Genomic DNA, 25473 nt, shown 5'->3' on the forward strand with positions numbered 1-25473 from the left:
CAAAGGGGGACCGGCAAAGGGGGTCACACAGAATTCACGCAGGGGGAAATGAGCGCTTCACGCGCGGCAACGTGTCAGCAACAAAGGGTGCGACAGCTCACGAACAGGCTCATGACCAGGATGTTCCCGGCCATGAACGCCCCCTGTCAACATTCGGAGTTTCTGAATTAAATAGCCCGAGGTGAGGCCGCCAGCGGATCCCGGTAGAGCACGTCGAGCGCCACCGAGCCACCGGCCACCGCGAGCACGGAATCCGGGAAACTGGTCGGAACGACGGACGCCGCGCGTTCCGCGCCGACCCCTTCGCGCAGCGCGTCGAGGCAGTCCTGCCGGTGGATGATCCCCACCTCGGTCACCACGACCGTCTCCGGGTTGAGCACGTCCAGCAGCAGCCGCGCCGCCCGTCCGACGGCCCCGGCCCGCTCCACCAGCAGCCGTACGGCCGCCCGGTCGCCCGCGGCGGCCGCCGTGACCACGTGCATCGGGTTGACGCCCACGACGACACCCGCCGCCCGCGCCCGCCGCACCAGCGTCCGCTCACTCAACTCGGCCTGCAGGCAGCCGATCCGCCCGCACGCGCAGGGCTCCGTACCGCCCGGCACCGGCAGATGGGCGATGGCGCCCGCCTGCGACCGCGGCCCGTGATGCACCTCGTCATGGGTGGCGAACGCCGCGTCGACCACGTTGCCCACGAACAGATGCAGCACGCTCCCGCCGTCCCGGGCCGCCCCGAACAGCCGCTCCCCGTTGACCAACGCCCGCGCGTGCCCGTCCACATGGACCGGCAGCCCGGTGCGCTCGCCCAGCACCTCCCGCACGGCCACCTCACGCCAGCCGAGCACCGGATGCTCCACGACGGTCCCGGACTCCCGGTCCACCCAGCCGCCGACGGCCACACCGACCCCGAGCGGCCGGCAGCGCGGCGCCTCGGCCAGCAGGGCGCCGAGCCCCTCGGCGGCCCGCGCCAGCACCCAGCCCGGATCGGTCCGCTCGTGCCGCAGCTCCCGCCGGGCCACCACCCGCCCGCGCAGATCGAGCAGCGCGACCGTGGTGTACCGCACGGCCACATGCACCCCGCCGACCACGAACCGTGAGTCGTCCAGGTCGACGGGGACGTGTGGGCGCCCGACGCCGTTCGAGCGCCGGGGCGCGGAGGCCTCACGGATCAGGCCGAGTTCGGCGAAACGGGCGCAGTAGTCCGTGACCGACGCCGGTGACAGCCCGGTCAGCCGGGCGATGGTGGAGCGCGCCACCGGCCCGTGCTCCAGCACGGACCGCAGGACGACACTGGCGCTCGTCCGGCGCCGGGAGGTGGAGGAGGGAGAGGAGGTGGAGGAGGGAGAGGCGACGGGGGGAGCGGCGGTACGGGGCATGGGGAAAACGTCCTCGGGAACGGGGGCCGACACGTCTCGGAGCGTGAGGCGCGCCGGAACCCGCCTCAGACGCTGGTGCTGAGTCGTGCGCGGCTACAGGTGGCGGTCCCCTGGCGTCGCAGGTCGACATAGCGACGCGACGTGAAGTACCGGGACTGGGCGACCATGTCCCGAAGGGTAGGCGAGAAAGGGTGAATCCGGCCAGACCACTAGGATTCATTTGGTGGGATGCGACAGCCCGGACTCCGGCCCGTCACGTGAGGCAGACGTCTCGGCCTCAGTGACCAGTGTCACGCCGAACCGGGTGTAACCAGCATCCTTTGTCCGGAGCCCACCAAGCTGTCGCTCCACCCTTTGTCGAGCGCTGACGGTGAGCACCTGCAGGCACGCGGGTTAACGTCACCCTGTCCCTGCATGCCCCCGTCACCCGCGGAGTCCCCATGAGCACCGCCGCCGCCACCGTCCGTCCCCGCGAGGTCCTCGCCGACCTGCTCCCCGCGTCACGCGTCCGGGACGTGGCGCTCGTGCTCGGCGGCGCGGCGCTCACCGGTCTCGCGGCCCAGATCTCGGTGCCCGTCCCGCACTCCCCGGTCCCGGTGACCGGCCAGACCTTCGCCGCGCTGCTGGTCGGCACGACGCTCGGCGCGAGCCGCGGTCTGGCCTCGCTCGTCCTGTACGCGCTGGCCGGGCTCGCCGGTGTGCCGTGGTTCGCCGGCGGCAGCTCCGGCGCGTCCGTCTCCTTCGGCTACATCCTCGGCATGCTGCTCGCCTCCACCGTCGTGGGCGCCCTGGCCCGCCGCGGAGCCGACCGCTCCGTGGTGCGCATGGCGGGCACGATGCTGCTGGGCGAGGCGCTCATCTACGCCGTAGGCGTCCCGTACCTGGCCTACGCGGCCGACATGTCCCTCTCCGCCGCGATCGCGGCCGGCCTCACCCCGTTCCTGATCGGCGACGCCCTGAAGGCGGCCCTGGCGATGGGCGTCATGCCGGCCGCCTGGAAGCTGGTCAGGCGCTGACGTCGTAGGTCCTGCGGAAGAGATTCGCCGGGTCGTACCGGGCCTTCAGCCCGGCGAGCCTCTTGCGCGTCCCGTCGTCGTACAGCCCCTCGGTCCGGTCCCCGGCCCCGAAGGCGAAGTTGAGCGCCCGGCCGAGGGTGACCGGCGCGAGCAGCGCGAACGCCGGGTCCAGCACCGCCCGCGCCTGCTGACGGTCCCCGACCGCCAACAGCCGCACCAGGAAGCGCCCTTCGCGGTACGGCACCGAGTTCGGCGCGGGCCGCGCGAGCGCCCCGCCCAGATGATTGACCTGCACGACACACATCGGCCCGTCCGCGTCCGGCCCGGTGCGCGCGAGCACTCCGGCGGCCCGGTCGGCATCCAGCTCGCTCAGCACCGCGCTGTCCCCGTAGTAGGCGTGCGGGAAGTCCGGGTCGCCGTGGATGGTGTGGCTCTCGGCGTACGGCATCTCCCGCAGCGAGTCGGCGATCACCGGCCCGAACTCCCGCAGCGGCGCGGTGATCCGCTCGCCGTCGGCTCCGGTGTGGGCGACCCGCACGGAGACGACGTACCGCCCCCGCAGATGCGGCGGAAGCGCCGGCAGGTCCGGGTACGGTACGGCGGCGAAGGACGAGGTCAGTTCGTCGGGCACGGTCCGCGTCCACTCCTCGTACGCCCGCAGCAGGACCGCCGGATCGGTCTCCCGCCCGTCGAAGGCCACCGAGCCGCCGTACAGCGTCCGCACCGGTACGAGACCGATCTCCAGCTCGGTGACGACGCCGAAGGTGTGGCCGCCGCCGAGGAGGGCCCAGTACAGGTCGGGGTCCGACTCGCGGGTCACGTGCCGTAGCCGCCCGTCCGCCGTGACGACGTCCAGGGACCGCACATGGTCGGCCGCGTAGCCGAACTCCCGTGCCAGGATGCCCAGTCCGCCGCCCAGCGTGTAGGAGACGGCGCCGACGCCCGGCGCGGAGCCGTTGAGCGGCGCGAGCCCGTACGGTTCGGCGGCCGCGACGACCTGGCCCCAGCGGACGCCGGCCCGGACGCGCACGGTGCGGGCCTCCGCGTCGACGGTGACCCGGTCCATGCGCTTCGTCGTGACGAGGACGCCGCCCTCGAAGCCGCCGGGCAGGCCGTGCCCGGTGGCCTGGACGCCGATCGGCAGGTCCCGGTCCGCCGCGTACCGCACTGCGGCGATCACGTCCTCGGCGGTCCCGGCGGGGCAGACCATGGCGGGGCGCTGGGCGAACCCGGTCTGGAAACCGGCGAGTTCGTCGTCGTAGCCGGAGTCGCCGGGACGGAGGACACGGGGGGTCGCGGTGTTGTCGACGGAGGTCATGACCGGCATGCTGCCCGCATAACCTGACATCCCCCGTCAACTTTTCGGGTGAAGCTTTCGGATGAAGCGGGACGAAGTGAGGTGAGGTGAAGCGACGGGCCGGGACGCTCGCACGCCCCGGCCCGCGGTGGCCGTACTCAGCCGCGCAGCTGCTGGGTGGGCCGCCGGGTCGACCACCACAGTCCGGCCGCGCCGGCCGTCAACAGCGCCGCGCCCGCCGCGCCGAGCGGCAGCAGGTCCTGTCCGACACCGGTCTTGGGCAGTTCGCCGCCGCTCGGTGCCACCGGCTTGTTGTCGGTGCCGAGGAGCAGCGGGGTGGCCGGGGCGTTCGGGGACGGGTTCGTCGTACCGAACGGCACCGGGCCCTGCTGCCAGTACGTCTTCTTCCCGTCACCGGCCTGGACGGGCAGGCAGATCTTGCCCTGCTTTTTCAGGTCGTACGTGGCGTCCACGGCGTACGACTTCGATTTTCCGGCCGCCAGATTGTCGATCGGGCAGGCGAATCCGCTGTTCGACCCCGCGGGAAGGTCATTCTTCCCGATCGCGGAGCAGCCCTGGACGTTCTTGACGGTGAGGCCGTCGAAACCGACGACCAGAAGCTGGATCTTTCCGCTGTCCTTGGTCCCCTGATTCTTTACCGTGGCGGTGATCGCCGTCTTCTGCGTGCTGTTGTCCACCGAGATCCTCGAGGGCAGGAGAGTCGTCAGCTTGACGCCTGCCGGGGCCGCGTCCATGGCCTTTCCCCCCTGGCTGCTCCCGGGCCCCTGATCGTCGGCGCTGGCCGTGCAGGAAAGGATCAGCACGGCCGAAAAAGCCGCCGTGACCAGTGATCCCGCTATGGCCGTCGTACGACGAGAACTCATGTTCGTCCCCCTTGCGTCCCCCTGAGCTGCGCCTGAATTCGCAGTACTTGAAGAGGTACCACAAGATTTCTCCGCACTATGCTGGTACGGCACTAAGTGTGACTATTGTGTTTCCGTCGGGGCGGTCGTTGAGGGGGTGCAGCGGTTTGCCGGGGAATGTGAGCGGTGGCGGTGTTCCAGGGCTGCTGGTGAACGGCCGTTATCGATTGGGCGGGATTATCGGCCAGGGGGGAATGGGGCGGGTGTGGCGGGCCGCCGATGAAATGCTGGACCGCCCGGTCGCGATCAAGGAAATGCGGATAGACGGCCTGGACGCCGAGGACACCCGGACCCGCCGCGAACGCACTCTGCGCGAGGCCAGGGCGACGGCGCGGATCGACCACCCCAACGTCGTGCGGGTGTACGACGTCGTGGACGAGGGCGAACGCCTGTGGATCGTCATGGAGTTGGTGGAGGGCCGCTCCCTGGAGCGGCTCATGGTGGAGTCGGGATCCCTGAGTCCCCGTGAGACGGCCCGGATAGGCCTCGGCCTGGTCGCCGCCCTGCGGCAGGTGCACGCACGGGGGGTGCTGCACCGGGACATCAAACCGGGGAACGTCCTGGTGGAGGCCGCGGGGGAGCGGGTGGTCCTCACGGACTTCGGTATCGCGGCGCTCCAGGACGCCAAGGCGCTGACGATGGTCGGCATGCTGGTCGGCTCCCCCGACTACATGGCCCCCGAGCGGATCTCCGGCCGGCCCCAGGGCCCGCCCTCGGACATCTGGTCCCTCGGCGCGACGCTCTGCGCGGCGCTGGGCGGCCGCTCCCCGTTCTCCCGCGACACCACGCTGGCGACGCTCCACGCGGTCCTCTACGAGGAGCCCGAACTCCCCGCCGCGGCGGGCCACCTGCGCTCCATCCTCGCCGCAATCCTGGAAAAGGAACCAGAGGTCCGCCCCGGCCTGGACGAACTGACGTCCGCCCTACACCCGGTGGCCTTCCCTGCCCCTACACCGACGCTGCCGGTGGGTGGGGGAGAGGGGGAGGCTGGGGCTGGGGCTGGGGCTGAGGGGGGAGGCGCGGAGCAACTGCTGGAGGACGGGGAATTGTTGGGGGCTTCGGGTGCCTCGGGAATGCCCGTGGCTCCGGGTGCGGAGGTGGACGCGGGGGCCGAGGGGGCGGTCACTGGCGTGGGAGGGCTCGAGGCGGGGGGTGCCGGCGGTTCGGAGGACGCCACTGATACGGCAGGTGGGTCATCCCGGGATGCCGGGGCAGGAGCGACGGACGTCGCCGCATCCGAACCGGTCGACGGAGCGGACCCGGCGGTGTCCTCCCCCTGGTACTCGTCCGAGGCGCCCACGCCTTCCTACCTGGGCACCCGTCTCGTCCACGCCGCCCGCGAACCCCGGCAGAGCGAACCCGTTGAGGACGCGGCCCCGAAGGAACACACGGTCACCCATGACTTCCGACGCAACACGACGCCCGACCCACGCCGCACCCGCGTCTCACCCCCGGACCAGGAGACCCCCTCCGAACCGTCCGAGGCGCCGTACCCCACCCCTCCCGAGCCCGGTCAACTCCGCGCGTCCACCCCCGCCGCCACCAACGCCTCCACCGAAGTCCCCTCGGAACTGCGCTCCGAGGCCCGGTCCGAGGTTCCGTCGAGCCTCTCCGCGCAGCCGACCGCCCCCAACGCTCAGACCTCACGTCCCGCCCTCGGCCCGCACCCCCTCCGCCCGCCCGAGGCGCCCCTTCCCGCGTCCCCCGTCACCCCGCGCCGCCACCGCCGTCGCAGCGCCGTCCTCGCCGGTGTCGGTGTGGTCGCCGCCGGGGTCGTCGTGGCGGCCGTCCTGCTGTCGAACTCGGGGGCGCAGGACGACCGGCGCTCCGGTTCCTCGACGACGCCGACCGTCAGCGACAGCCCTTCGCCCACCGTCGAGGGCACCGCCAGGCCCCCCAGCCTGCCGCCCGGCACGCACGAGGAGGCCGGGGGCTACGCGTGGGCGACCCCCAAGGGCTGGCGCCGCAACGTGATGACGGGCGCGGAGGTCCACTACACCTCACCCGACGGCGCCCAGGAACTCGTCGCCAAGTCCTCCCTCGCCCGCGACAACCTGATGCGGACCTGGCAGCAGTCGGAGCAGAACGCCCACCAGGGCCAGAACTACCGCAAGATCCGCCTGGAAGAGACCACCTTCCGCGGCGACCCCGCGGTGGTCTGGGAATACACCTTCACCCTCAACGGCGTGAACTGGCACGCCCGTCTCCTGGGCTTCAACCAGGAAGGACGGTCGTACCAGATCAACACCTGGTACCACACGGCCATCGAGCCCCAGGCCCTGAGGACCTACGACAAGGTGAAGGACAGCTTCAAGATCCTCTGAGCGGACGAGCCCTCGGCCACCGGGCGATCAGCCCGTCCTGACCTCGTCCCGCGCCTCGACGGACGCCGCACCCGCGGCCGTACGGCCCCCGCGCACCTTCTCCCGCACCAGCGCGACCACCAGCACGACCGCCGCCACCAGCAGGGACAGCAGCACGGTCTCCCGGCCGTCGTGCTCGGTGTCGGTCAGCATGTACCCGAGCACGAAGACGATCAACGCGGCCGTCGCCCAGGTCAGATACGGATACAGCCACATCCTCACGACCAGCTTCTCCGGCGCCTCGGCCTGGATGATCCGCCGCATCCGCAGCTGCGAGAAGCAGATCACCAGCCACACGAACAGGGCCACCGCACCACTGGAGTTGACCAGGAAGAGGAACACCGAGTCCGGGAACCGGTAGTTGAAGAACACGGCCACGAAGCCGAAGACGACCGACGCGACGATCGCCGCCATCGGCACACCCCGCGAGGTCGTCCGCGCGAACGCCTTCGGCGCGTCGCCCCGCTCGCCCAGCGAGAACGCCATCCGGGAGGCCGTGTAGAGGCCGGAGTTGAGACAGGACAGCACCGAGGTCAGCACGATGAAGTTCATGATCTGACCGGCGTGCGCGATGCCGAGGGAGTCGAGGGCGGCGACGTACGAGCCCTGCTCCTTGATCGAGGGGTCGTTCCAGGGGAGCAGCGAGACGACGACGAAGATCGAGCCCAGGTAGAAGACCGCGATACGCCAGATGATGCTGTTCGTCGACTTGGTGACCGCCCGCTGCGGGTCCTCCGACTCGCCCGCGGCCAGCGTGGCGATCTCGCTGCCCATGAAGGAGAAGACGACCAGCAGCACGCCGGTGAGGATCGCACCGGGGCCGTGGGGCAGGAAACCGCCGTGCTCGGTGAGGTTGCCCAGGCCCGCCTTGTCGCTGTCGACGCCCGGCAGCACACCGGCCACCGCGAGCGCGCCGACCACGATGAAAGCGCCGATCGCGACGACCTTGATGCCGGCGAACCAGAACTCGAACTCGCCGTAGGAACCGACCGAGACGAGGTTGGTGGCGGTCAGCACCACCATCACGATGAGCGCCCAGCCCCATTGCGGCACGGCCGGGATCCAGCCCTCGAGGATCTTGGCGCCCGCGGTGGCCTCCACCGCGAGCACCACCACCCAGAAGAACCAGTAGAGCCAGCCGATGGAGAACCCGGCCCAGCGGCCGAGCGCCCGGTCGGCGTGGGCCGAGAAGGAGCCGGAGGTCGGGTTGGCGGCGGACATCTCGCCGAGCATCCGCATCACGAGCACGACGAGCGTGCCGACGAGGGCGTACGACAGCAGGATGCCGGGTCCGGCCGTAGCGATACCGGAGCTGGAGCCGACGAAGAGGCCCGCTCCGATGACACCGCCGATGGCGATCATCGACAGATGTCGGTTCTTGAGTCCGGCCTGGAGACCAGTCATGGGGGGAATTCCTTTGCGCCGGGTGTGGGGACTTCCGTACTGCGCCACCGGGGTGACGTACAAGTCGGTCCAGTGAATCGGAGGCAAAGGACTTGGTGAACCTCTGAATCCAGATTGTTACTTGAGCTTTCTTTGAGGTTCCATGGTGAGGTCTGGATTTATCCTGGTCGCCACCCGGAGCTGCTGCCCGGAAACGGCCGTGTCACACTCGGAGCCATGCGCGTGTATATCGGCTCCGACCATGCCGGCTTCGAACTCAAGAACCACCTCGTCGAGTGGCTCAAGTCGGCCGGCCACGACCCCGTCGACTGCGGCCCGCACATCTACGACGCCCAGGACGACTACCCGCCCTTCTGCCTCCGCGCCGCGGAGCGGACGGCCGCGGACCCCGACTCCCTCGGCATCGTGATCGGCGGCTCCGGCAACGGCGAGCAGATCGCGGCGAACAAGGTGAAGGGCGTGCGCGCGGCGCTCGCCTGGAGCGAGGAGACCGCCTCCCTGGGCCGCCAGCACAACAACGCCAACGTGGTCGCGGTGGGCGGGCGCATGCACACCCAGGAGGAGGCGACGAAGTTCGTCGAGATCTTCCTGAACACGCCGTTCTCCGGCGACGAGCGCCACCAGCGCCGGATCGACATGCTCTCGGCGTACGAGACGACGGGCGATCTGCCCCCGATCCCCGCGCACCACCCGCAGCAGGACTGAACCGAGGGCCGGAAAGGAACACGCACCGTGCCAGAGGGGCACACGATCCACCGGCTGGCGTTGGACTACGCCGACCGCTTCTCCGGCACGGCACCCCGTGTGACCAGCCCCCAGGGCAAGTTCTCCGACGCCGCCGCACTGCTCGACGGGGCCGGGCTCACCCGTACCGAGGCCCACGGAAAGCACCTCTTCCTGGGCTTCCGTGACGCCGAATGGGTCCACATCCATCTGGGCCTGTTCGGCAAGGTCACCTTCGGTGACGCCCCCGCGCCGCCGCCCACCGACACGGTCCGGCTGCGCCTCGCCAACGCCACCTCGTACGTGGACCTGCGCGGCCCGACCACCTGCGCGCTCATCACCGACGCCGAGAAGCAGGCGATACACGCGCGCCTCGGCCCCGACCCGCTCCGGGACGACGCCGACCCCGAGGCGGCGTACCGGCGGATCTCCCGCAGCCGTACGACGATCGCCGCGCTGCTCATGGACCAGAAGGTGATCGCCGGCGTCGGCAACGTCTACCGCGCCGAGGTCCTCTTCCGGCACCGGATCGACCCCTACCGCGCGGGCCGGGACATCACGCCCGCCGAGTGGCGGCTGATCTGGACCGACCTGGTCGAGCTGATGCACGAGGGCGTGCGCAACAACCGGATCGACACCGTCCGCCCCGAGCACACGCCCGAGGCGATGGGCCGTCCACCCCGCGTCGACGACCACGGCGGCGAGGTGTACGTCTACCGGCGGGCCACCCTGCCCTGCCACATCTGCGGCGGCGAGATCCACACCGCCGACCTCGCCGCCCGCAACCTCTTCTGGTGCCCGACCTGCCAGACGCCGTGACCTAGAACCCGTGCGGCAGCCACGGGGCGACCGTGGACGTGAAGGCGAGGGACGCCTCCGCGAGGGAGCCCTGGCGGAGTTCGCGTACCCGGCCGGCTGCGGCGAGGGCGTCCAGGCTCACGCCGCCGAGGTAGGCCGAGCCCAACTCCCGTACCGACAGGGCGAGATCGGCAGCATCCTCGGTGCGGGCGCAGGACGCGCCCTTCGGATCGCCGGTCAGTCGCCAACGGCCGCTGTTCCAAGGGCAGAAGGCGTCCTCGACCGCCAACACCACGTCCACCGGCGTCTGGTAGGTCCGAGCCTCCAGCGCGGCCCCGACGTCCACCAGCCGTACGTGCAGCGAGTCCCGCACGAGCAGGGAGCAGCGGCGGATGTCGGAGACCAGGTACTGCCACGGCTCGTCCACCGGCCGGCGCCGCGCGTCGATCCTCGAGGTCAGGTCGATGCCGAACAGGAACCGCCACAGCGCCGCGTTCGCCGCCGGGTCCAGCGCGTCCAGGTCCTGCACGACGACCGTCCCGTTGGGGCCCGCGGGCTCCCAGTCCGGCTTGACCCGGAACCGCGCGTACCCGACGACCTCCCCGTCCCGCTCCGCGAGCACGCACTGCAGCGGCGAGGCGCCGTCCCGCTCGCTCTCCGGATCGAGCACCCACAGCCGCTCCCAGCCCGGGACCCGCGCCACCATCCCCGGCCGCCGGGCAACCAGCCGGGCGTACACGGCCTCGCAGGCGTCGAGCGCGTCGGCCGGCTGGGCGTACCGCAGCCGTACGTCATCGGTGCCGTCCGGCACGGACAGCCGTACCCGGGTGGTGTCGATCTCGGCGTTGGCGTGGAACGTCGCGGCGCCGTACCCGAACCGCCCGTAGATCGCCGGTTCGGAGGCCGTCAGCACGGCCAGCGGCTCGCCCCAGGACCGTACGTCCGCCAACTGCCGCCGCATCATGGACGTCAGCACCCCGCGCCGCCGGTGCGTGGCGGCCACGCTCACCATGGTCACACCGGCCGCGGGCACGGCGCTGCCGCCCGGCACGGTCAGCCGGAAGCGGAACGCCCCCGCCGTCCCCACACACGTGTCACCGTCCCAGGTCCCGATCGCCCGGTCCGGCTCGGTGAGCTCCCGCCACAGCGCCCGCTCCTCGGCGGACTCCGGAACCCCGCCGAAGGCGCGGATCAAGTTGTCGTACCACTCATCCCAGTTCTCAGCTGCCAGCACTCGCACGTCAGTCCGCATGAACCATGCCTACCAGGGCATTGCGGGACGAGCGAGGGAATTTCGGCTTGACGCCCGCGCGACGGCTTTCGGTGAAGTTCACTGTGAAGTTGAGCCTCGGACGGGGGACAAGTGGGACCTCCCGTGCCAAGCAGCAGGTCCGATGGATAGGGTCCCGAACTAATGGCAGCAGGACGAGAGCGGCGCGCGGAGGCCGAGACGTTCACGGCCCGGTTGAGGATGCACTGGCACCGGGTCCGCACCGGCCTGCGCAAAAGCGCCGTGGACTACTTCCGCGGGGACGGCTCGGACTGGTTCGCCCTGGGCGGACTGTTCCTCACCGTCCCGGTGATCGCGGGTGTCACCCTCGCCAACTCCGTCTGGTGCTCCCCGGCCGCCCTGGTCGTGCCGATCGTCGCCGGCGGTCTGCTGCTGCGCCCCGCCAGCCTGCTCGCCCTGTACGCGGCGGCGGCCACGGCACTGATCGTGGAGTCGGTGAAGCTGGGCCCGTACACCGAGGGACCCTCGCGGGTCACCCCGGGCGTGGTGCTCGTCGTCGCCGCCTGTGGCTTCTTCGGGCTGCTGGTCGCGCAGTTCCGCAGCCGGGTCGGCGTGCCCTGGCGGCGCGGCGGCACGATGCTGTTCGACCTGCGCGAGCGGATCCGGGTGCAGAGCAAGCTGCCGAAGCTGCCGGACGGCTGGCACCGCGAGATGGCCCTCAGGCCGGCCGGCGGCCAGTCCTTCTCCGGCGACTTCGTGGTGGCGGCCCGGACCAACGGCGGCCGCACCCTGGAGGTCGTCCTCACGGACGTCTCCGGCAAGGGCATGGACGCCGGCTCCCGCGCGCTGCTGCTCTCGGGCGCCTTCGGCGGCCTGCTGGGCTCGCTCCCGCCGCACGCCTTCCTCCCGGCCGCGAACGGCTACCTGCTCCGCCAGGACTGGGACGAGGGCTTCGCCACCTCCATCCACCTGGTCCTCGACCTCGACTCCGGCGACTACGAGCTCTACTCGGCAGGTCATCCCCCGGGCCTCCAGCTGAGCGCGGGCAGCGGCCGCTGGGAGGAGAAGGCCGCCGAGGGCCCGCTGCTCGGTGTGTACGACGGCGCCCAGTTCGACCCCGTGAAGGGCTCGCTGCGCGCCGGAGACGTGTTGATGCTGTTCACGGACGGCCTGGTGGAGACCTCCGACCGGGACATCGTCGAGGGCATCGACCGCCTGACCGGAGAAGCCGACCGCTATGTCGCGGGCGGCTTCCACGGCGCCGCCTGGCACCTGATCGAGGCGGTGGCGAAGGACGTGAACGACGACCGGGCGCTGCTGCTGATCTGCCGGGAAGGCCCCACGGCGGCCGCGGCCCGCTGACCTGACGCTCGGCGCCGCGGCCACGGTGGGGTTTTCCCCCGCCCGCATCCGCCAGCCGCCCTCATCGCCCGCCCGCCCTCCGCATCCGTACGTTCGAGGCATCCCCGAACGACAACGGACCGGAAGGACAGACATGGCTGCCGATTGGGCCGTGGAACTGCACGGAGTCACCCGCCGCTACGGCCGCGGCCGCACCGCCGTCCACGCCCTGCGCGGCATCGACCTCACCCTCGCGCCCGGCACCTTCACCGCCGTGATGGGCCCCTCCGGCTCCGGCAAGTCCACGTTCCTGCAGTGCGCGGCGGGCCTGGACCGCCCCACCTCGGGCACCGTCCGCCTCGGCGGCACGGAGATCACCGGCATGAAGGAGAACAAGCTGACGGCCCTGCGCCGTACCCGCCTCGGCTTCGTCTTCCAGGCCTTCAACCTCCTGCCCTCCCTCACGGTCGAACAGAACGTCGCCCTGCCCACCCGTCTGGCCGGTCACCGCCCCGACCGCCGCCGCACCGCCGAGGTCCTCGCCCAGGTCGGCCTCGCCGACAAGGCCCGCCGCCGCCCCGGCCAGCTCTCCGGAGGCCAGCAGCAGCGGGTCGCGATCGCCCGCGCCCTGGTCACCCGCCCCGACGTCGTCTTCGCGGACGAGCCGACCGGCGCCCTGGACACGACGACGGCGGCCGAGATCCTCGCCCTCCTGCGCCGGGCCGTCGACGTGCACGGCGCCACGGTCGTCATGGTCACCCACGACCCGACGGCGGCCTCCTGGGCGGACCGCGTCCTGTTCCTGGCCGACGGCGAGATGGCCGCCCACCTCGACCGCGCGGCCCCCGCCGAGATCGCCGCCCGGATGACGGCCCTCACCGCCTCCCGGCCCTACGCCGAGGCGGCCGCCTGATGTTCGCCCCCAACGGCCTCGCCCGCGCGGCCCTCCGCTTCCGCCCCGCCGCGTTCGCCGGCACCTTCGTGGCCCTGGTGATGGCCGCGATGGTGGTGTCGGCCTGCGGCATCCTCCTGGAGACCGGCATCCGGGCCTCCGTCCCGCCCGCCCGGTACGCCGCCGCCCCCGTGGTGGCCGCCGCCGACCAGCGCGCCCCCTACGGCCACGGCGACGACGCCGACAGCGAACCGGTCCCCGACCGCGCCCGCCTCGACGCCGGCCTGGTCCGCAAGGCGGCCTCGGTCCCGGGCGCCCGTACCGCAGTGGCCGACGTCACCTTCCCCGTACGCGGCCCGCACGGCACCGCCCTCACCGCCCACACCTTCGGTTCCACCGTCTTCACCGGCGAGCGGCTCACCGCCGGCCGGGCGCCCGGCCCCGGCGAGGTCGTCCTGCCCCGGGCCCGGGTCGGCGACCGCGTCACCCTCAGCACCCCGGCCGGAACCGGCACCTACCGCGTCTCCGGTACGACCGACACCCCCGCAGGCACCGCCTGGTTCGCCGATACGGTGGCCGTGCGCGTCTCCGGCCACCCCGGCCGCATCGACGCCATCGCCGTGCTGCCCAGGCCCGGTGTTTCGACCGCGGTCCTCAAGTCCCAGGTGGCGCACGCCCTCGGCGGCCACGCCAAGGTGCACACCGGCGAGGACCGGGGCGCGGTGGAGGACCCCGCCCTGGCCGAGGCGAGGGAGACGCTCACCGGCATCGGCGGCTCCTTCGGCGGAGTGGCCACCATGGTCGCCGTCTTCACCGTGGCCGGCACCGTGGCCCTCGCGGTGGGCCAACGCGCCCGCGAGTTCGCCCTGTTGCGCGCCATCGGCACCACCCCGCGCCAGATCCGCCGCACGATCGCCACCGAGACCCTCCTGGTCGCCCCGCTCGCCGGAGCGCTCGGCTGCCTGCCCGGAACCGCCCTGGCCCACTGGTGGTTCGGACAGCTGAAACACAAGGGCGCGGTCCCGGAGGCGGTCCACCTGTCCGTCTCCTGGATCCCGCTGCTCTCCGCGGCCGGCGCGGTCCTGCTCACCGCCCTCGTCTCCGGCTATACGGCCGCCCACCGCACCTCCCGCATCAAGCCGGGCCAGGCCCTCGGCGAGGCGTCCGTCGAGCGGCTGCGCGTCGGCTGGATCCGTACCCCGCTCGGCATCGCCGCGGCGGCCGGCGGCTTCGTCTGCGCGGGCCTGGCCGCCTCCCTCACCGGCGAGGACGCGGCCAACACGGCCCTCGGCATCGTCTTCCTCTTCATGCTGGCCGTCGCGCTGCTCGGCCCGCTCGTCGCCCGCGCCTGCGCCGGTCTCTTCGGCCTGCCGCTGCGCGGCGCGGGTGCCCCCGCGGTGCTCGCCGCCGCCAACTCCCGCAGCAACGCCCGCCGTCTGGCCTCCGCGATCACCCCGATCGTGCTGGCGATGGCGTTCTCCTCGGTCCTGGTCTTCCTGCACACCAGCGAGGAACGCGTCACCGCCGACCAGCAGCACGCCGGCATCCTCGCCGACCACGTCGTCACCGCCGACCCGGGCCTGCCCCCGGACGCCGTACGACAGGCCGCGCGCACCCCCGAAGTCACCGCCGCCGTCGGCCTGTTGAAGTCGTCGGTCCTCGTCCCGGCCTCCGGCGGCCTGGAGTCGGCCACCGCACAGGGCGTCACGGGCACGGTCCGCGACCTGACCGCCGTACAGGACCTGGACGTCAGGCACGGCCGACTCGCCCTGGGCCGCGGGGAGATCGCCGTCGACTCCTCCCTCGCCCAGAGCGCCCATGTCCACGTCGGCGACCGCCTCCACCTCCGGCTGCCCGACGGCACGAAGGCGAGCCCGGTCGTCACGGCGACGTACGGACGCGGCATGGGACTCGCCCAGGTCACCCTGTCCCGCGCGGACCTGGCGACCCACGTGAGCTCCGCCTTCGACACGGAGCTGTGGACCAGGGGCGGTACACGCGCCGGACTGAAGGCGTTCGGCACCGTCCTCGGCCGCGGCGACTACACCGCCGCCCAGTCCGTCGACCGGGAGCTGAACGCCTGGGCGAACACCGTGATGGCGGGCGTCCTCGGCGGTTTCGCGGCCGTCGCCGCCGTCAACACGCTGGTGATGACCGTCCTCGACCGGCGCCGCGAACTCGGCACACTCCGGCTGATCGGCTCCACCCGCCGCCAGGTGCTGCGCATGATCCGCTGGGAGGCCCTGCTCGTCGCCCTCGCCGGCATCGTCCTGGGGACGGGCATCGCGCTGGCCACCCTGGTGCCGATGACGAAGGGGCTGACCGGGCAGGGGCCGTACATCCCGCCGCTGGTGTACGGGGCGTTCGCCGGGACGATCGTCGTCCTCGGCGTCCTCGCCGCGACCCTCCCGGCCCGGGCGGCACTCCGGCGGGAGACACTGGAGGAGTGACCGAGACATCCGAAGGGCTCACCCTGGCCGAGGTGGAGGCCGTCGCCCGGTCCGCCCACGAGGGACAGACCGACAAGGCCGGCCGGCCCTACGCCGAGCATCTGCGGGCCGTCGCCGAGGGGGTACGAGCGCGGGGCGGCGACGCCGAGCAGATCGCCGCCGCCTGGCTGCACGACGCCGTGGAGGACGACGCGCTGAGCGAACGGTGGCTGGAGCGGGCCGCGTTGAGCCGCCGTACGAAGGACATCGTGCTCGCGGTCACCAAGCGGGCGGGGGAGACGCCCGAGGAGTACGCCGCGCGGATCCTCGCCACGCCGGGCGCGCTGCTGGTGAAGGAGGCGGACCTGGCGCACAACGCCGACCCGGCCCGCCTCGCCCGCCTCGCCGACCCGGCCACCCGCACCCGGCTGACCGAGAAGTACGCCCGGATGCGCGCACTCCTCGGCCTGGAGCAGCCCCTGTCCTAGGCGTTGGCCGGCTGCCGCTGCCCGGCCTTCTCGCGGTCGCGGGCCAGTTCGGCCGAGTCCGGCCTGAACGCCCACTTCATGTCGGGTTCCATCGCGAACCGGAACACCCGCCGCACCGGCGCGGTGCACAGCAGGGTGACGACGGCGCCCGCGACGAGGGTCACGAAGATCTCACCGAGCGGCCCGTGCAGCCACCTGTGGTCGTACCAGCCGTAGAAGTCGGCGGCCTTCACCACGAAGCCGTGCAGCAGATAGCCGTACAGCGTGCCCGCGCCGAGCGCCGTGAACCACATCCTGCGGCGCGGCACCCAGGCGAAGAAGCAGGCGGTCAGCAGCAGCGAACAGCCCATCAGGGCCAGTACCATGACCGGCCCGGACCACCAGGGCGCGCCCAGTTCCTCGGCGGAGTCGCGGTGGTAGAACCAGGCGGCGTTCATCCGCGGCACCGCCCACCAGCCGACCATCAGCGCGCCGGCGAAGACCGGCACCGAGAGGATCCGCACGGTACGCGTGCGCACCATCTGGAAGTGCTCCGGCTTCATGCACAGACCCAGCACGAAGTACGGCAGGAACTGCAGGACGCGCTGCAGGTCCAGGTCGTCACCGATGTCCGGAGACAGCGTCGCGAGCATGGCGACGGCGATGGCCAGGGGGAGCGGCCACCGGACGGTCTTCCACAGCGGGGTGGTCAGCCGCCACACGAACAGGGCGACCAGGAACCAGGTCAGGTACCAGGGGTCCAGCAGACTGACCGACATGCCCGGGTCGTGGTCGCCGTAGCGTTTGAAGAGCGAGTACGCCGTCTCGAAGACGATGTACGGCACCGCTACACCGGTGATCAGGCGGCGCAGCCGGTCGGGGCGCATGTCGAAGCTGCGGGAGAAGTAGCCGGAGATGATGATGAACGCCGGCATGTGGAAGGCGTACACGACGGTGTAGGCGGCCTCCAGGACGCGGCTGTCGCCCTTGAGCGGTTCCCAGGAGTGGCCCATGGCCACCAGCACGATCGCCAGGTACTTGGCGTTGTCGAAGAACGCGTCGCGCTGTGGGGACGCCGGCGGGCGGGCCGGGGGGAGCGGCGTTCTGAGATGACCGGGGGACGAAGCGGCGTCGAACATCTGGGGAACCCTAGCGGCGTCTGTGGGAATTCGTAAAACCGTCCATGTCATTCCTGCATAAGGCTGTGCAGGAACCCCTCGGATACCCGGGAATTGCGGAAGTAGACATCTCCGCCCGCTGGCCTTATGCGCCGGTTAGTCCTGATTATTCAGGACAAAACCTCAGAAAACGCTTCCCCTTGATGTGTCTGTGGCGACAATTCGAATTGCCTGCGAACGAGTTGTGTGGACATGGAAACGATCCCGCGCGATTTCCTGTGCGGGTGTGCCGTCGAATTCCTGTGCGGGGGAACGGAGTTGGGGGTGCGTCGGGGGTGCGGGGAGTGGTCGCCTCGGCACAGCCCGGGCAAAGGTCGGGCACAGTGTGGCCGACGATGCCTCACCTGCCGCATACGCGGGCCTGGTTGGTGGCACGATGGTTCTGGCGGGGGTGTGCGGGCCGGGCACCCCCGGGCCGGGAGAGCGGACCGACCGAGGGTGTGATCAGTTGTGGCCATTTCACTGTCTGTGGTGCTGCTGTTGGCGATCATCCTGGTGGTGTTGATCCGGGGCGGCTCCATCAAGGCCGGACCCGCCATCGTCGCGATCCTGTTCGGCTTCTTCCTCGCGTCGACCGGCATGGCCCCCTCGATCAACCGCTTCCTCAACTCGATAGCGGAGACGATCAACTCGATCAGCTTCTGACGGTCCACCGCGATCAGCTGCGGGTCGTCGGGGCGCCGGCGCGACGCTTTCCCGCCATGTCGCCGTCCCGCGGCGACGCGCGCCCCGGCCGTCGGTTCGCCGTCGATCTTCTCCGTGACCCGGGAGGAAGCGGGCACCCGGTCATCGCGCGGGACCGTACGGAAAATCCCCCCTTAACCCGTACCACCCCTCGCATTCACCTGCGAAGGGGCTGAAAGCCCTGTGTTCGGGCCTGAGTCCGTCGAGCCAAGATCACCCTGCCAAGAAGGCGGGGCGAAGGGCGTCCCGCACGACGGAAGGATTCCCTCACGTGTTGAAGCGATCCTGGGCGGCGCTGGCGGCGGGCGCGCTGACGGTCACGGCCCTGGCGGCGGCCGCGCCCTCGGCCGGCGCGGTCGACGTCTACTCACGGGTGCAGAACTACAAGAGCGGCCGCTGTCTGTCGCTGGCCGGCGGCGGCTCCACGGCCGACGGCACCAACGCCGTCATCTACACCTGCGGCACCGGCCACGAGCAGTACTGGTTCGAGGCCACGCCCTCCGGCGAGCTGCGCAACCTCAAGAGCGGCAAGTGCCTGTCCCTGGCGGGCGGAGGCGCCACGGCCAACGGCACCGAGGTGATCCTCTGGAGCTGCAACGGCCGCTCCGAGCAGGAGTGGGACTACTCCAGCACCGGCCAGCTCTACAACATCAAGGCCGGCAAGTGCATGTCCACGGCCGGCGGCGGAGGCACCGCCAACAACACCAAGGTGATCATCTACAACTGCCTCGGCAGCACCGAACAGGAATGGGACTGGATCGGCTGACGGTCCCCCGAAAAAACGACTCAGGCCCAGGCGGCGGGTAAATTTACCCATCGACCTGGGCCTGAGCCCTGTCAGAGCGGGCGACGGGAATCGAACCCGCGTAGCCAGTTTGGAAGACTGGGGCTCTACCATTGAGCTACGCCCGCACACAGCGCGCCGCAGTTCGGAAAGACCGCGGCACTGAAGGCATCGTAGCGGGTCGGCGCGCCCGGCCGCACACCGCATCGCCCGGCCGCCCCGCCCGCGCGCCGCGGCTCGGGAAATGCGGCGGCCCCGGCTGGGGAAATGCAACAACCTCACTGCCTGCGGCCATGTACCCTACGTGTCGCACCAGACGGGGTGTGGCGCAGCTTGGTAGCGCGTCCGCTTTGGGAGCGGAAGGCCGTGGGTTCAAATCCCGCCACCCCGACCAGCGGCCGGTCAACACCGGCCACCCGCGCGATCACCTCGGGTGATCGCGTCCCTTGATCGCCTTTGGGGCGTGTCGCCGCTGCCGTTACTATGCAAGCTGCACGCCCGTGTGTCTCTCCTCTACGAAGCAGTCCTCCGGGCGGCGAATCCGCCGGAGCCGTTCTGGCCCCGGCAGAATCCGAGAAGTCAGCCATCAAGGAGACCGAACCGTGAAGAGCGCCGTGGAGACCCTGAACCCGACTCGGGTTCGGCTCACTGTCGAGGTGCCCTTCGAGGAGCTCAAGGACAGCCTCGACGCGGCGTACAAGAAGATCAACCAGCAGGTCACGGTGAAGGGCTTCCGCAAGGGCAAGATCCCTGCCCGCGTCATCGACCAGCGGTTCGGCCGCGGTGCGGTCCTGGAGGAGGCGGTCAACGACGCGCTTCCGAAGTTCTACACCGAGGCGGTCAACGAGGCCGAGATCGACGTCCTCGGCCAGCCCGAGGTCGACATCACGGAGCTGAAGGACGGCGAGACGCTGAACTTCACCGCCGAGGTCGACGTCCGCCCGGCCCTGGAGATCCCGGACTACTCCGGCATCGAGGTCGAGGTCGACGCCGTCGAGGTCACCGACGAGGACATCGAGAAGTCGGTCGAGCAGCTCCGCGAGCGCTTCGCCTCCACCTCCCCGGTCGAGCGCGCCGCCGAGGACGGCGACGTGGTCACCATCGACCTGGAGGCCAAGGTCGACGGCGAGGTCCTCGAGGACGGCATCGCCAGCGGCGTCTCCTACACCATCGGCTCCGGCGAGCTGCTGGACGGCATCGACGACGCCGTGAAGGGCCTGGAGGCGGGTGGCGAGGCCACCTTCACCTCCGAGCTCAAGGGCGGCTCCGCGGCCGGCAAGGAGGCCGAGGTCACCGTCAAGGTCACCCAGGTCGCCGCACGCGAACTGCCCGAGCTGGACGACGACTTCGCGCAGCTCGCCTCGGAGTTCGACACCCTCGAGGAGCTCAAGGCCGACAGCCGCAAGCGCCTGGAGAACATGAAGCAGTACGACCAGGCCACGCAGGCCCAGGAGCGCGTGCTGGAGAAGCTGCTGGAGCTCGTCGAGGTGCCCGTCCCCGAGAAGCTGCTCGAGGACGAGATCAACACCCGCAAGCACAACCTGGAGCACCACCAGCTCGGCCAGATGGGCCTCACCCTCGACCAGTACCTGGAGATCCAGGGCAAGACCGCCGAGGAGTTCGAGACCGAGACCCGTGAGGCGGCGGTCAAGGGCATCAAGACCCAGTTCGTCCTCGACGAGCTGGTCAAGCAGGAGAAGCTGAACGTCAACCAGGAGGAGCTCACCGAGCACCTCATGCGCCGCGCGGCCTCCTCCGGCATGTCCCCCGACCAGTTCGCCCAGGCCGTCGTCGAGGGCGGCCAGGTGCCGCTGCTGGTCGGCGAGGTCGCCCGCGGCAAGGCCCTCGCGGTCGTCGTCGAGGCTGCCACGGTCAAGGACACCAACGGCGAGATCGTCGACCTGGACGACGAGGAGGACGAGGCCGCCGAGGCGACCGGGGAGGCCACCGCGGAGGCGGCCACCGAGGACGCTCCGGCCGAGGACGCCGCCGCCGGGGAGAAGACCGAGGGCTGACGCCCGAGGCGCCTGGAGATGTCGTGGGGAAGGGCCCGGGGACGTGTTCCCCGGGCCCTTCCCCGCATACGGCGCGGGGGCGCCCGCCGCTACGCCCCCGGCGAACACCCCCGTTACCGGGATTCCCCGGAGGGACCAGCGCGTTAGGGTCCATGAGTACGAGGGCAGGGGAGTCCCCGTTGCCCCCGGCAGTACACGTGAAGACGGCCCGGCGCCGTCGTAAGACGAGCAGGTGGATACGTGACGAATCTGATGCCCTCCGCCGCCGGCGAGCCTTCCATCGGTGGTGGCCTCGGCGACCAGGTCTACAACCGGCTGCTCAACGAGCGGATCATCTTCCTCGGCCAGCCGGTCGACGACGACATCGCGAACAAGATCACCGCACAGTTGCTGCTCCTTGCCGCGGCCGACCCCGACAAGGACATCAACCTCTACATCAACAGCCCCGGCGGCTCGATCACGGCCGGCATGGCGATCTACGACACCATGCAGTTCATCAAGAACGACGTGATGACGATCGCCATGGGCCTCGCCGCCTCCATGGGCCAGTTCCTGCTCAGCGCGGGCACCCCGGGCAAGCGGTTCGCCCTCCCGAACGCCGAGATCCTGATCCACCAGCCCTCCGCCGGTCTGGCCGGTTCTGCCTCGGACATCAAGATCCACGCCGAGCGGCTGCTGCACACCAAGAAGCGCATGGCCGAGCTCACGGCCCAGCACACCGGCCAGACCGTCGAGCAGGTCACCCGCGACTCGGACCGCGACCGCTGGTTCGACCCCGAGGAGGCCAAGGCGTACGGCCTCATCGACGACGTCATCACCACGGCTGCCGGTATCCCGGGCGGCGGCGGCACCACCGGGGCCTGAGGCCCCAGGACAGCCCCCAGCCGACCGCCACAGCCCCTAGGAGACAGACAGTGAACGACTTCCCCGGCAGCGGCCTGTACGACCGCACACGCGCCGAGTACACGGGTCCCGCCGCCGAGTCCCGCTACGTGATCCCCCGCTTCGTCGAGCGCACCTCGCAGGGCATCCGCGAGTACGACCCGTACGCGAAGCTCTTCGAGGAGCGCGTGATCTTCCTCGGCGTGCAGATCGACGACGCCTCCGCCAACGACGTCATGGCGCAGCTGCTGTGCCTGGAGTCGATGGACCCCGACCGGGACATCTCGGTCTACATCAACAGCCCCGGCGGCTCCTTCACGGCGCTCACCGCGATCTACGACACGATGCAGTTCGTGAAGCCCGACATCCAGACGGTCTGCATGGGCCAGGCGGCCTCCGCCGCCGCCGTCCTGCTGGCCGCCGGTTCGCCGGGCAAGCGCATGGCGCTGCCCAACGCCCGCGTGCTGATCCACCAGCCTTACAGCGAGACGGGCCGCGGTCAGGTCTCCGACCTGGAGATCGCCGCCAACGAAATCCTCCGGATGCGTTCGCAGCTGGAGGAGATGCTGGCCAAGCACTCGACCACGCCGATCGAGAAGATCCGCGAGGACATCGAGCGCGACAAGATCCTCACGGCCGAGGACGCGCTGTCGTACGGCCTGATCGACCAGATCATCTCCACCCGGAAGATGAACAACGCGGCCGTCCGCTGACAAAGAAGCGGGCGGAAGCTGTATCGTCTGCCGCCCCTTGGCACGGTTGGTGTGCTTTGACACGCTGCACGTCACAGTGAACCGCGCCAAGGGGGGCCCGAACGGGGGGCCCGGCAAGGTACCGTCGGATTAGGCAGCACCAGGAGCCGCTGGATCTAGGCGTCTCCCAGGCGAAGGGGAAGCACACCGTGGCACGCATCGGTGACGGCGGCGATCTGCTGAAGTGCTCGTTCTGCGGCAAGAGCCAGAAGCAGGTCAAGAAGCTCATCGCAGGGCCTGGTGTGTACATCTGCGACGAGTGCATCGATCTCTGCAACGAGATCATCGAGGAAGAACTCGCGGAGACCAGCGAGGTGCGCTGGGAGGAGCTTCCCAAGCCCCGCGAGATCTACGAGTTCCTCGAGGGCTACGTGGTGGGCCAGGAGGCGGCCAAGAAGGCCCTGTCCGTCGCGGTCTACAACCACTACAAGCGCGTCCAGGCCGGCGAGAACGGCGGCGGCAGCGGCCGTGACGACGCGATCGAGTTGGCGAAGTCCAACATCCTCCTGCTGGGCCCCACGGGCTCCGGCAAGACGCTCCTCGCGCAGACCCTGGCCCGCATGCTGAACGTCCCGTTCGCGATCGCGGACGCGACGGCGCTGACGGAGGCCGGTTACGTCGGCGAGGACGTCGAGAACATCCTGCTGAAGCTGATCCAGGCGGCCGACTACGACGTCAAGAAGGCCGAGACCGGGATCATCTACATCGACGAGATCGACAAGGTCGCGAGGAAGAGTGAAAACCCCTCCATCACGCGCGACGTGTCCGGCGAGGGCGTCCAGCAGGCCCTCCTGAAGATCCTCGAGGGCACCACCGCCTCGGTCCCGCCCCAGGGCGGCCGCAAGCACCCCCACCAGGAGTTCATCCAGATCGACACGACGAACGTCCTGTTCATCGTGGGCGGTGCCTTCGCCGGCCTGGAGAAGATCATCGAGTCCCGGGCGGGCGCCAAGGGCATCGGCTTCGGCGCGACGATCCGCTCCAAGCGCGAGCTGGAGGCCAAGGACCAGTTCGAGGACGTCATGCCCGAGGACCTGGTCAAGTTCGGCATGATCCCCGAGTTCATCGGCCGCCTGCCCGTCATCACCTCGGTCCACAACCTGGACCGCGAGGCCCTGCTCCAGATCCTGGTCGAGCCGCGCAACGCGCTGGTCAAGCAGTACCAGCGCCTGTTCGAACTCGACGGCGTGGAGCTGGACTTCGAGCGCGAGGCGCTGGAGGCCATCGCCGACCAGGCCATCCTCCGCCAGACCGGCGCCCGCGGTCTGCGCGCCATCATGGAGGAAGTCCTGATGTCCGTGATGTACGAGGTCCCGTCCCGCAAGGACGTGGCCCGCGTCGTCATCACGGCGGACGTCGTCCACTCCAACGTCAACCCGACCCTGATCCCGCGCGACGCGCGCAACGGCCGGGTGCGAAAATCACTTTCTCGTATAGATATATATGCTGCCCCGTACTGCTGACCAGCACGATTCACTAATGCCTTAGAAGCAACAAGATAACTGCCTGAATCATTGCTAGGACGCCAATCATAATGATATTGCAGCTTAAATGGAGTTTGGGCTGTTTGTTTTGCTAAACTGCTTTTATCCAGCTCTTCATCTGTAATTGGCCAAAAGGACCTGTCATTTGTTGCGTAGCTTAAACCGTTTTCCCCTGCTACAATTATCCCAACCTCATATGCAGCTAAATTAGGTTCAATACGCCGAATAAGCTCACTCAGTCCGTATATGGACTGAAACCGCTCGATATTAGACTCTTTTTTTTCTGTCAGCATGTCTCTTATAGCAATGCTTTGCTGCAAATTATTAGAAGCAATTACGACAGAGTAATGATATTTCTCATAGCTATCCTTCACTTGGTCCATAACCTTGGCATTTGTAATGCTGAACTTTTCAAAAAAGAATTGTTCACTCATGCGTATTGTTGTCCATGTTATGGTTATGGAAACGATGATAATTATAATGACCGTAATTAGTGACATTGTGATGAATAGATTGCTGTGTTTAAATCGTTCCGGAATAAGATTCATCGTTTAGTCATCATTTCTCCACCCATTGTTTACGTCTAAATTGACTTGGTGATAGCCCTTTCATTTTTTTGAATACTTTACAGAAATAACTGTGATCGGAATAACCGACAATGCCACTAATCTCTGAAATTGGCTCCGTTCCAGCCGTAAGAAGCTTAGACGCCTCTTCAATCCTCACTCTGTTAAGATATTCACTAAAGCCTTCCTTCATATGTGTGGAAAAATAACTGGACAAGTAGGATGGATTAAAGTGAAAGTGATTTGCTACATTTGTTAGTGTCAGCTGTTCTTGAAAATGTTCATTTAGATAGGAAATAATTCTTTTTATATTTATACTGTCTGGCTGTTCAAGCAACACATCAATCGTTCTTTTCGCTTCTATCAAAAATCGCTGCAGTTGTAGCCCTACTTGATCAGCAGTTGCTGCTTCCTCGATTCCGCGCAAATACGTATATTTTTCCTGCTCCAGTTTTTTTACATTATATTCCATATTTCCGAGTAAAATCGTAATATTAAAGATAATATTGCTGAAAAAAGACTTGTATTCATAGACATCAAGCATGAAATTACTAGAAATATTTGCAGCATACTCCTCTACATATGATAAAGCCGTATCAAAGCGTTTACTTTTAAACTCACTTATAAACCAATCTAGGTGAAATGCTTCTAATTCAGGGGTTTTCTCAGAAAAAACTTGTGTTGTTAAAACAGGAATCTCTGGAAAATAAAATCTAGTATTTATTAATTTCACTAATGTATCTTTATAATGCTTGCCGATTAATGTAAAGTCATCGAATGAATCTGTTAAAACAACACGTAACTCCATACGCCCGTAAAAGGCGACAAAGCCATTCAGTGGCATTGTCCCGGTCGTCCCGCCGTCGCGACA

General features: G+C 68.7%; 21 protein-coding genes and 2 tRNA genes. 15 read left to right on the forward strand and 8 right to left on the reverse strand.

All coding sequences use genetic code 11. The annotated features are described in order from the left end of the window. Positions 1-167: 167 nt before the first annotated feature. Positions 168-1373, reverse strand: a complete 1206-nt coding sequence (locus ACWCQ1_RS02310; protein WP_358603985.1) for an ROK family protein — start codon at positions 1371-1373, stop codon at positions 168-170. A 440-nt stretch (positions 1374-1813) separates the two neighbouring features. Between ACWCQ1_RS02310 and ACWCQ1_RS02315 the strand changes: the two genes are divergently transcribed. Next, complete coding sequence (locus ACWCQ1_RS02315; protein ID WP_133040976.1) at positions 1814-2389, forward strand: biotin transporter BioY; 576 nt, start codon at positions 1814-1816, stop codon at positions 2387-2389. Here the strand turns inward: ACWCQ1_RS02315 and ACWCQ1_RS02320 are convergent. Next, positions 2379-3716, reverse strand: coding sequence for an FAD-binding oxidoreductase (locus tag ACWCQ1_RS02320; RefSeq protein ID WP_451025660.1), 1338 nt, complete (start codon positions 3714-3716; stop codon positions 2379-2381). The two genes, ACWCQ1_RS02315 and ACWCQ1_RS02320, sit on opposite strands and share 11 nt — an antisense overlap. Before the next feature lie 128 nt (positions 3717-3844). Then, the gene (locus ACWCQ1_RS02325; protein ID WP_133040978.1) at positions 3845-4570 is read right to left on the reverse strand and encodes an LPXTG cell wall anchor domain-containing protein; all 726 of its coding nucleotides are present in this window, start codon (positions 4568-4570) and stop codon (positions 3845-3847) included. Positions 4571-4803: 233 nt separating this feature from the next. Between ACWCQ1_RS02325 and ACWCQ1_RS02330 the strand changes: the two genes are divergently transcribed. Continuing rightward, positions 4804-6933: a protein kinase domain-containing protein gene (locus ACWCQ1_RS02330; protein WP_451025661.1), complete on the forward strand. Its 2130-nt coding sequence runs from the start codon at positions 4804-4806 to the stop codon at positions 6931-6933. A gap of 27 nt (positions 6934-6960) precedes the next feature. Here ACWCQ1_RS02330 and ACWCQ1_RS02335 read toward each other — a convergent pair whose 3' ends face one another. Then, entirely contained in the window at positions 6961-8376 is a 1416-nt protein-coding gene (locus ACWCQ1_RS02335; RefSeq protein ID WP_358603994.1) for an amino acid permease, read from the reverse strand. Between the two features lie 216 nt (positions 8377-8592). Here ACWCQ1_RS02335 and ACWCQ1_RS02340 point away from each other — a divergent pair, with 216 nt between their 5' ends. After that, on the forward strand, positions 8593-9081 hold the full coding sequence (locus ACWCQ1_RS02340; protein WP_133040980.1) for a ribose-5-phosphate isomerase: 489 nt from the start codon (positions 8593-8595) through the stop codon (positions 9079-9081). A gap of 27 nt (positions 9082-9108) precedes the next feature. Next, positions 9109-9918 carry a DNA-formamidopyrimidine glycosylase family protein gene (locus tag ACWCQ1_RS02345; protein WP_133040981.1) on the forward strand — a complete coding sequence of 270 codons (810 nt, stop codon included), beginning with the start codon at positions 9109-9111 and terminating at the stop codon, positions 9916-9918. A gap of 1 nt (position 9919) precedes the next feature. On the opposite strand, the gene ACWCQ1_RS02350 is transcribed toward ACWCQ1_RS02345, so the two are convergent. Then, positions 9920-11149 carry a GNAT family N-acetyltransferase gene (locus ACWCQ1_RS02350; RefSeq protein ID WP_451025662.1) on the reverse strand — a complete coding sequence of 410 codons (1230 nt, stop codon included), beginning with the start codon at positions 11147-11149 and terminating at the stop codon, positions 9920-9922. Between the two features lie 162 nt (positions 11150-11311). On the opposite strand from ACWCQ1_RS02350, the gene ACWCQ1_RS02355 reads away from it, so the two are divergent. The 4 genes from ACWCQ1_RS02355 (at position 11312) to ACWCQ1_RS02370 (ending at position 16278) form a co-directional block, all read left to right on the forward strand. Then, the gene (locus ACWCQ1_RS02355; RefSeq protein WP_133040983.1) at positions 11312-12490 is read left to right on the forward strand and encodes a SpoIIE family protein phosphatase; all 1179 of its coding nucleotides are present in this window, start codon (positions 11312-11314) and stop codon (positions 12488-12490) included. A gap of 133 nt (positions 12491-12623) precedes the next feature. Then, positions 12624-13382 (forward strand): ABC transporter ATP-binding protein, encoded by a 759-nt coding sequence (locus ACWCQ1_RS02360; protein ID WP_133040984.1) that lies wholly within the window; start codon positions 12624-12626, stop codon positions 13380-13382. Beyond that, a complete protein-coding gene (locus ACWCQ1_RS02365; RefSeq protein WP_451025663.1) occupies positions 13382-15811 on the forward strand; it encodes an FtsX-like permease family protein in 2430 nt (809 codons plus the stop codon). Before ACWCQ1_RS02360 ends, ACWCQ1_RS02365 begins: the two co-directional genes overlap by 1 nt. After that, positions 15808-16278 carry an HD domain-containing protein gene (locus tag ACWCQ1_RS02370; protein WP_133040986.1) on the forward strand — a complete coding sequence of 157 codons (471 nt, stop codon included), beginning with the start codon at positions 15808-15810 and terminating at the stop codon, positions 16276-16278. The genes ACWCQ1_RS02365 and ACWCQ1_RS02370 overlap by 4 nt, the downstream gene beginning before the upstream one ends. Here ACWCQ1_RS02370 and ACWCQ1_RS02375 read toward each other — a convergent pair. Further along, the gene (locus tag ACWCQ1_RS02375; protein ID WP_451025664.1) at positions 16275-17396 is read right to left on the reverse strand and encodes an acyltransferase family protein; all 1122 of its coding nucleotides are present in this window, start codon (positions 17394-17396) and stop codon (positions 16275-16277) included. The two genes, ACWCQ1_RS02370 and ACWCQ1_RS02375, sit on opposite strands and share 4 nt — an antisense overlap. 489 nt (positions 17397-17885) lie before the next feature. On the opposite strand from ACWCQ1_RS02375, the gene ACWCQ1_RS02380 reads away from it, so the two are divergent. Continuing rightward, complete coding sequence (locus tag ACWCQ1_RS02380; protein ID WP_026178055.1) at positions 17886-18080, forward strand: hypothetical protein; 195 nt, start codon at positions 17886-17888, stop codon at positions 18078-18080. Between the two features lie 310 nt (positions 18081-18390). Continuing rightward, positions 18391-18885, forward strand: coding sequence for an RICIN domain-containing protein (locus tag ACWCQ1_RS02385; protein ID WP_165954705.1), 495 nt, complete (start codon positions 18391-18393; stop codon positions 18883-18885). A gap of 75 nt (positions 18886-18960) precedes the next feature. Here ACWCQ1_RS02385 and ACWCQ1_RS02390 read toward each other — a convergent pair. After that, a tRNA-Gly gene (locus tag ACWCQ1_RS02390) sits at positions 18961-19031 on the reverse strand. A 189-nt stretch (positions 19032-19220) separates the two neighbouring features. On the opposite strand from ACWCQ1_RS02390, the gene ACWCQ1_RS02395 reads away from it, so the two are divergent. The 5 genes from ACWCQ1_RS02395 (at position 19221) to clpX (ending at position 24015) form a co-directional block, all read left to right on the forward strand. Then, positions 19221-19297: transfer RNA gene (locus tag ACWCQ1_RS02395), tRNA-Pro, on the forward strand. 208 nt (positions 19298-19505) lie between these two features. Further along, entirely contained in the window at positions 19506-20918 is a 1413-nt protein-coding gene (gene tig, locus ACWCQ1_RS02400) for a trigger factor (RefSeq protein ID WP_358610272.1), read from the forward strand. A gap of 252 nt (positions 20919-21170) precedes the next feature. Further along, positions 21171-21782 (forward strand): ATP-dependent Clp protease proteolytic subunit, encoded by a 612-nt coding sequence (locus tag ACWCQ1_RS02405; protein WP_133041487.1) that lies wholly within the window; start codon positions 21171-21173, stop codon positions 21780-21782. A gap of 50 nt (positions 21783-21832) precedes the next feature. Beyond that, positions 21833-22513, forward strand: coding sequence for an ATP-dependent Clp protease proteolytic subunit (locus tag ACWCQ1_RS02410; RefSeq protein ID WP_133040990.1), 681 nt, complete (start codon positions 21833-21835; stop codon positions 22511-22513). 188 nt (positions 22514-22701) lie between these two features. Further along, positions 22702-24015, forward strand: a complete 1314-nt coding sequence (gene clpX / locus ACWCQ1_RS02415; RefSeq protein WP_451025665.1) for an ATP-dependent Clp protease ATP-binding subunit ClpX — start codon at positions 22702-22704, stop codon at positions 24013-24015. Between the two features lie 579 nt (positions 24016-24594). Here clpX and ACWCQ1_RS02420 read toward each other — a convergent pair. Continuing rightward, positions 24595-25473, reverse strand: an 879-nt coding sequence (locus ACWCQ1_RS02420; RefSeq protein ID WP_451025666.1) for a helix-turn-helix transcriptional regulator, incomplete at its 5' end; no start/stop codon positions are given.

The sequence above is a fragment of the Streptomyces sp. NPDC002144 genome (assembly GCF_053593695.1).

Coding starts and splice junctions, on each gene's coding strand:
- ACWCQ1_RS02350 (WP_451025662.1), bottom strand. CDS start 11,149: ATGCGGACTGACGTGCGAGTGCTGGCAGCTGAGAACTGGGATGAGTGG.
- ACWCQ1_RS02320 (WP_451025660.1), bottom strand. CDS start 3,716: ATGCCGGTCATGACCTCCGTCGACAACACCGCGACCCCCCGTGTCCTC.
- ACWCQ1_RS02315 (WP_133040976.1), top strand. CDS start 1,814: ATGAGCACCGCCGCCGCCACCGTCCGTCCCCGCGAGGTCCTCGCCGAC.
- ACWCQ1_RS02325 (WP_133040978.1), bottom strand. CDS start 4,570: ATGAGTTCTCGTCGTACGACGGCCATAGCGGGATCACTGGTCACGGCG.
- ACWCQ1_RS02330 (WP_451025661.1), top strand. CDS start 4,804: ATGGGGCGGGTGTGGCGGGCCGCCGATGAAATGCTGGACCGCCCGGTC.
- ACWCQ1_RS02355 (WP_133040983.1), top strand. CDS start 11,312: ATGGCAGCAGGACGAGAGCGGCGCGCGGAGGCCGAGACGTTCACGGCC.
- ACWCQ1_RS02365 (WP_451025663.1), top strand. CDS start 13,382: ATGTTCGCCCCCAACGGCCTCGCCCGCGCGGCCCTCCGCTTCCGCCCC.
- ACWCQ1_RS02340 (WP_133040980.1), top strand. CDS start 8,593: ATGCGCGTGTATATCGGCTCCGACCATGCCGGCTTCGAACTCAAGAAC.
- ACWCQ1_RS02360 (WP_133040984.1), top strand. CDS start 12,624: ATGGCTGCCGATTGGGCCGTGGAACTGCACGGAGTCACCCGCCGCTAC.
- ACWCQ1_RS02405 (WP_133041487.1), top strand. CDS start 21,171: ATGCCCTCCGCCGCCGGCGAGCCTTCCATCGGTGGTGGCCTCGGCGAC.
- ACWCQ1_RS02375 (WP_451025664.1), bottom strand. CDS start 17,396: ATGTTCGACGCCGCTTCGTCCCCCGGTCATCTCAGAACGCCGCTCCCC.
- ACWCQ1_RS02310 (WP_358603985.1), bottom strand. CDS start 1,373: ATGCCCCGTACCGCCGCTCCCCCCGTCGCCTCTCCCTCCTCCACCTCC.
- ACWCQ1_RS02335 (WP_358603994.1), bottom strand. CDS start 8,376: ATGACTGGTCTCCAGGCCGGACTCAAGAACCGACATCTGTCGATGATC.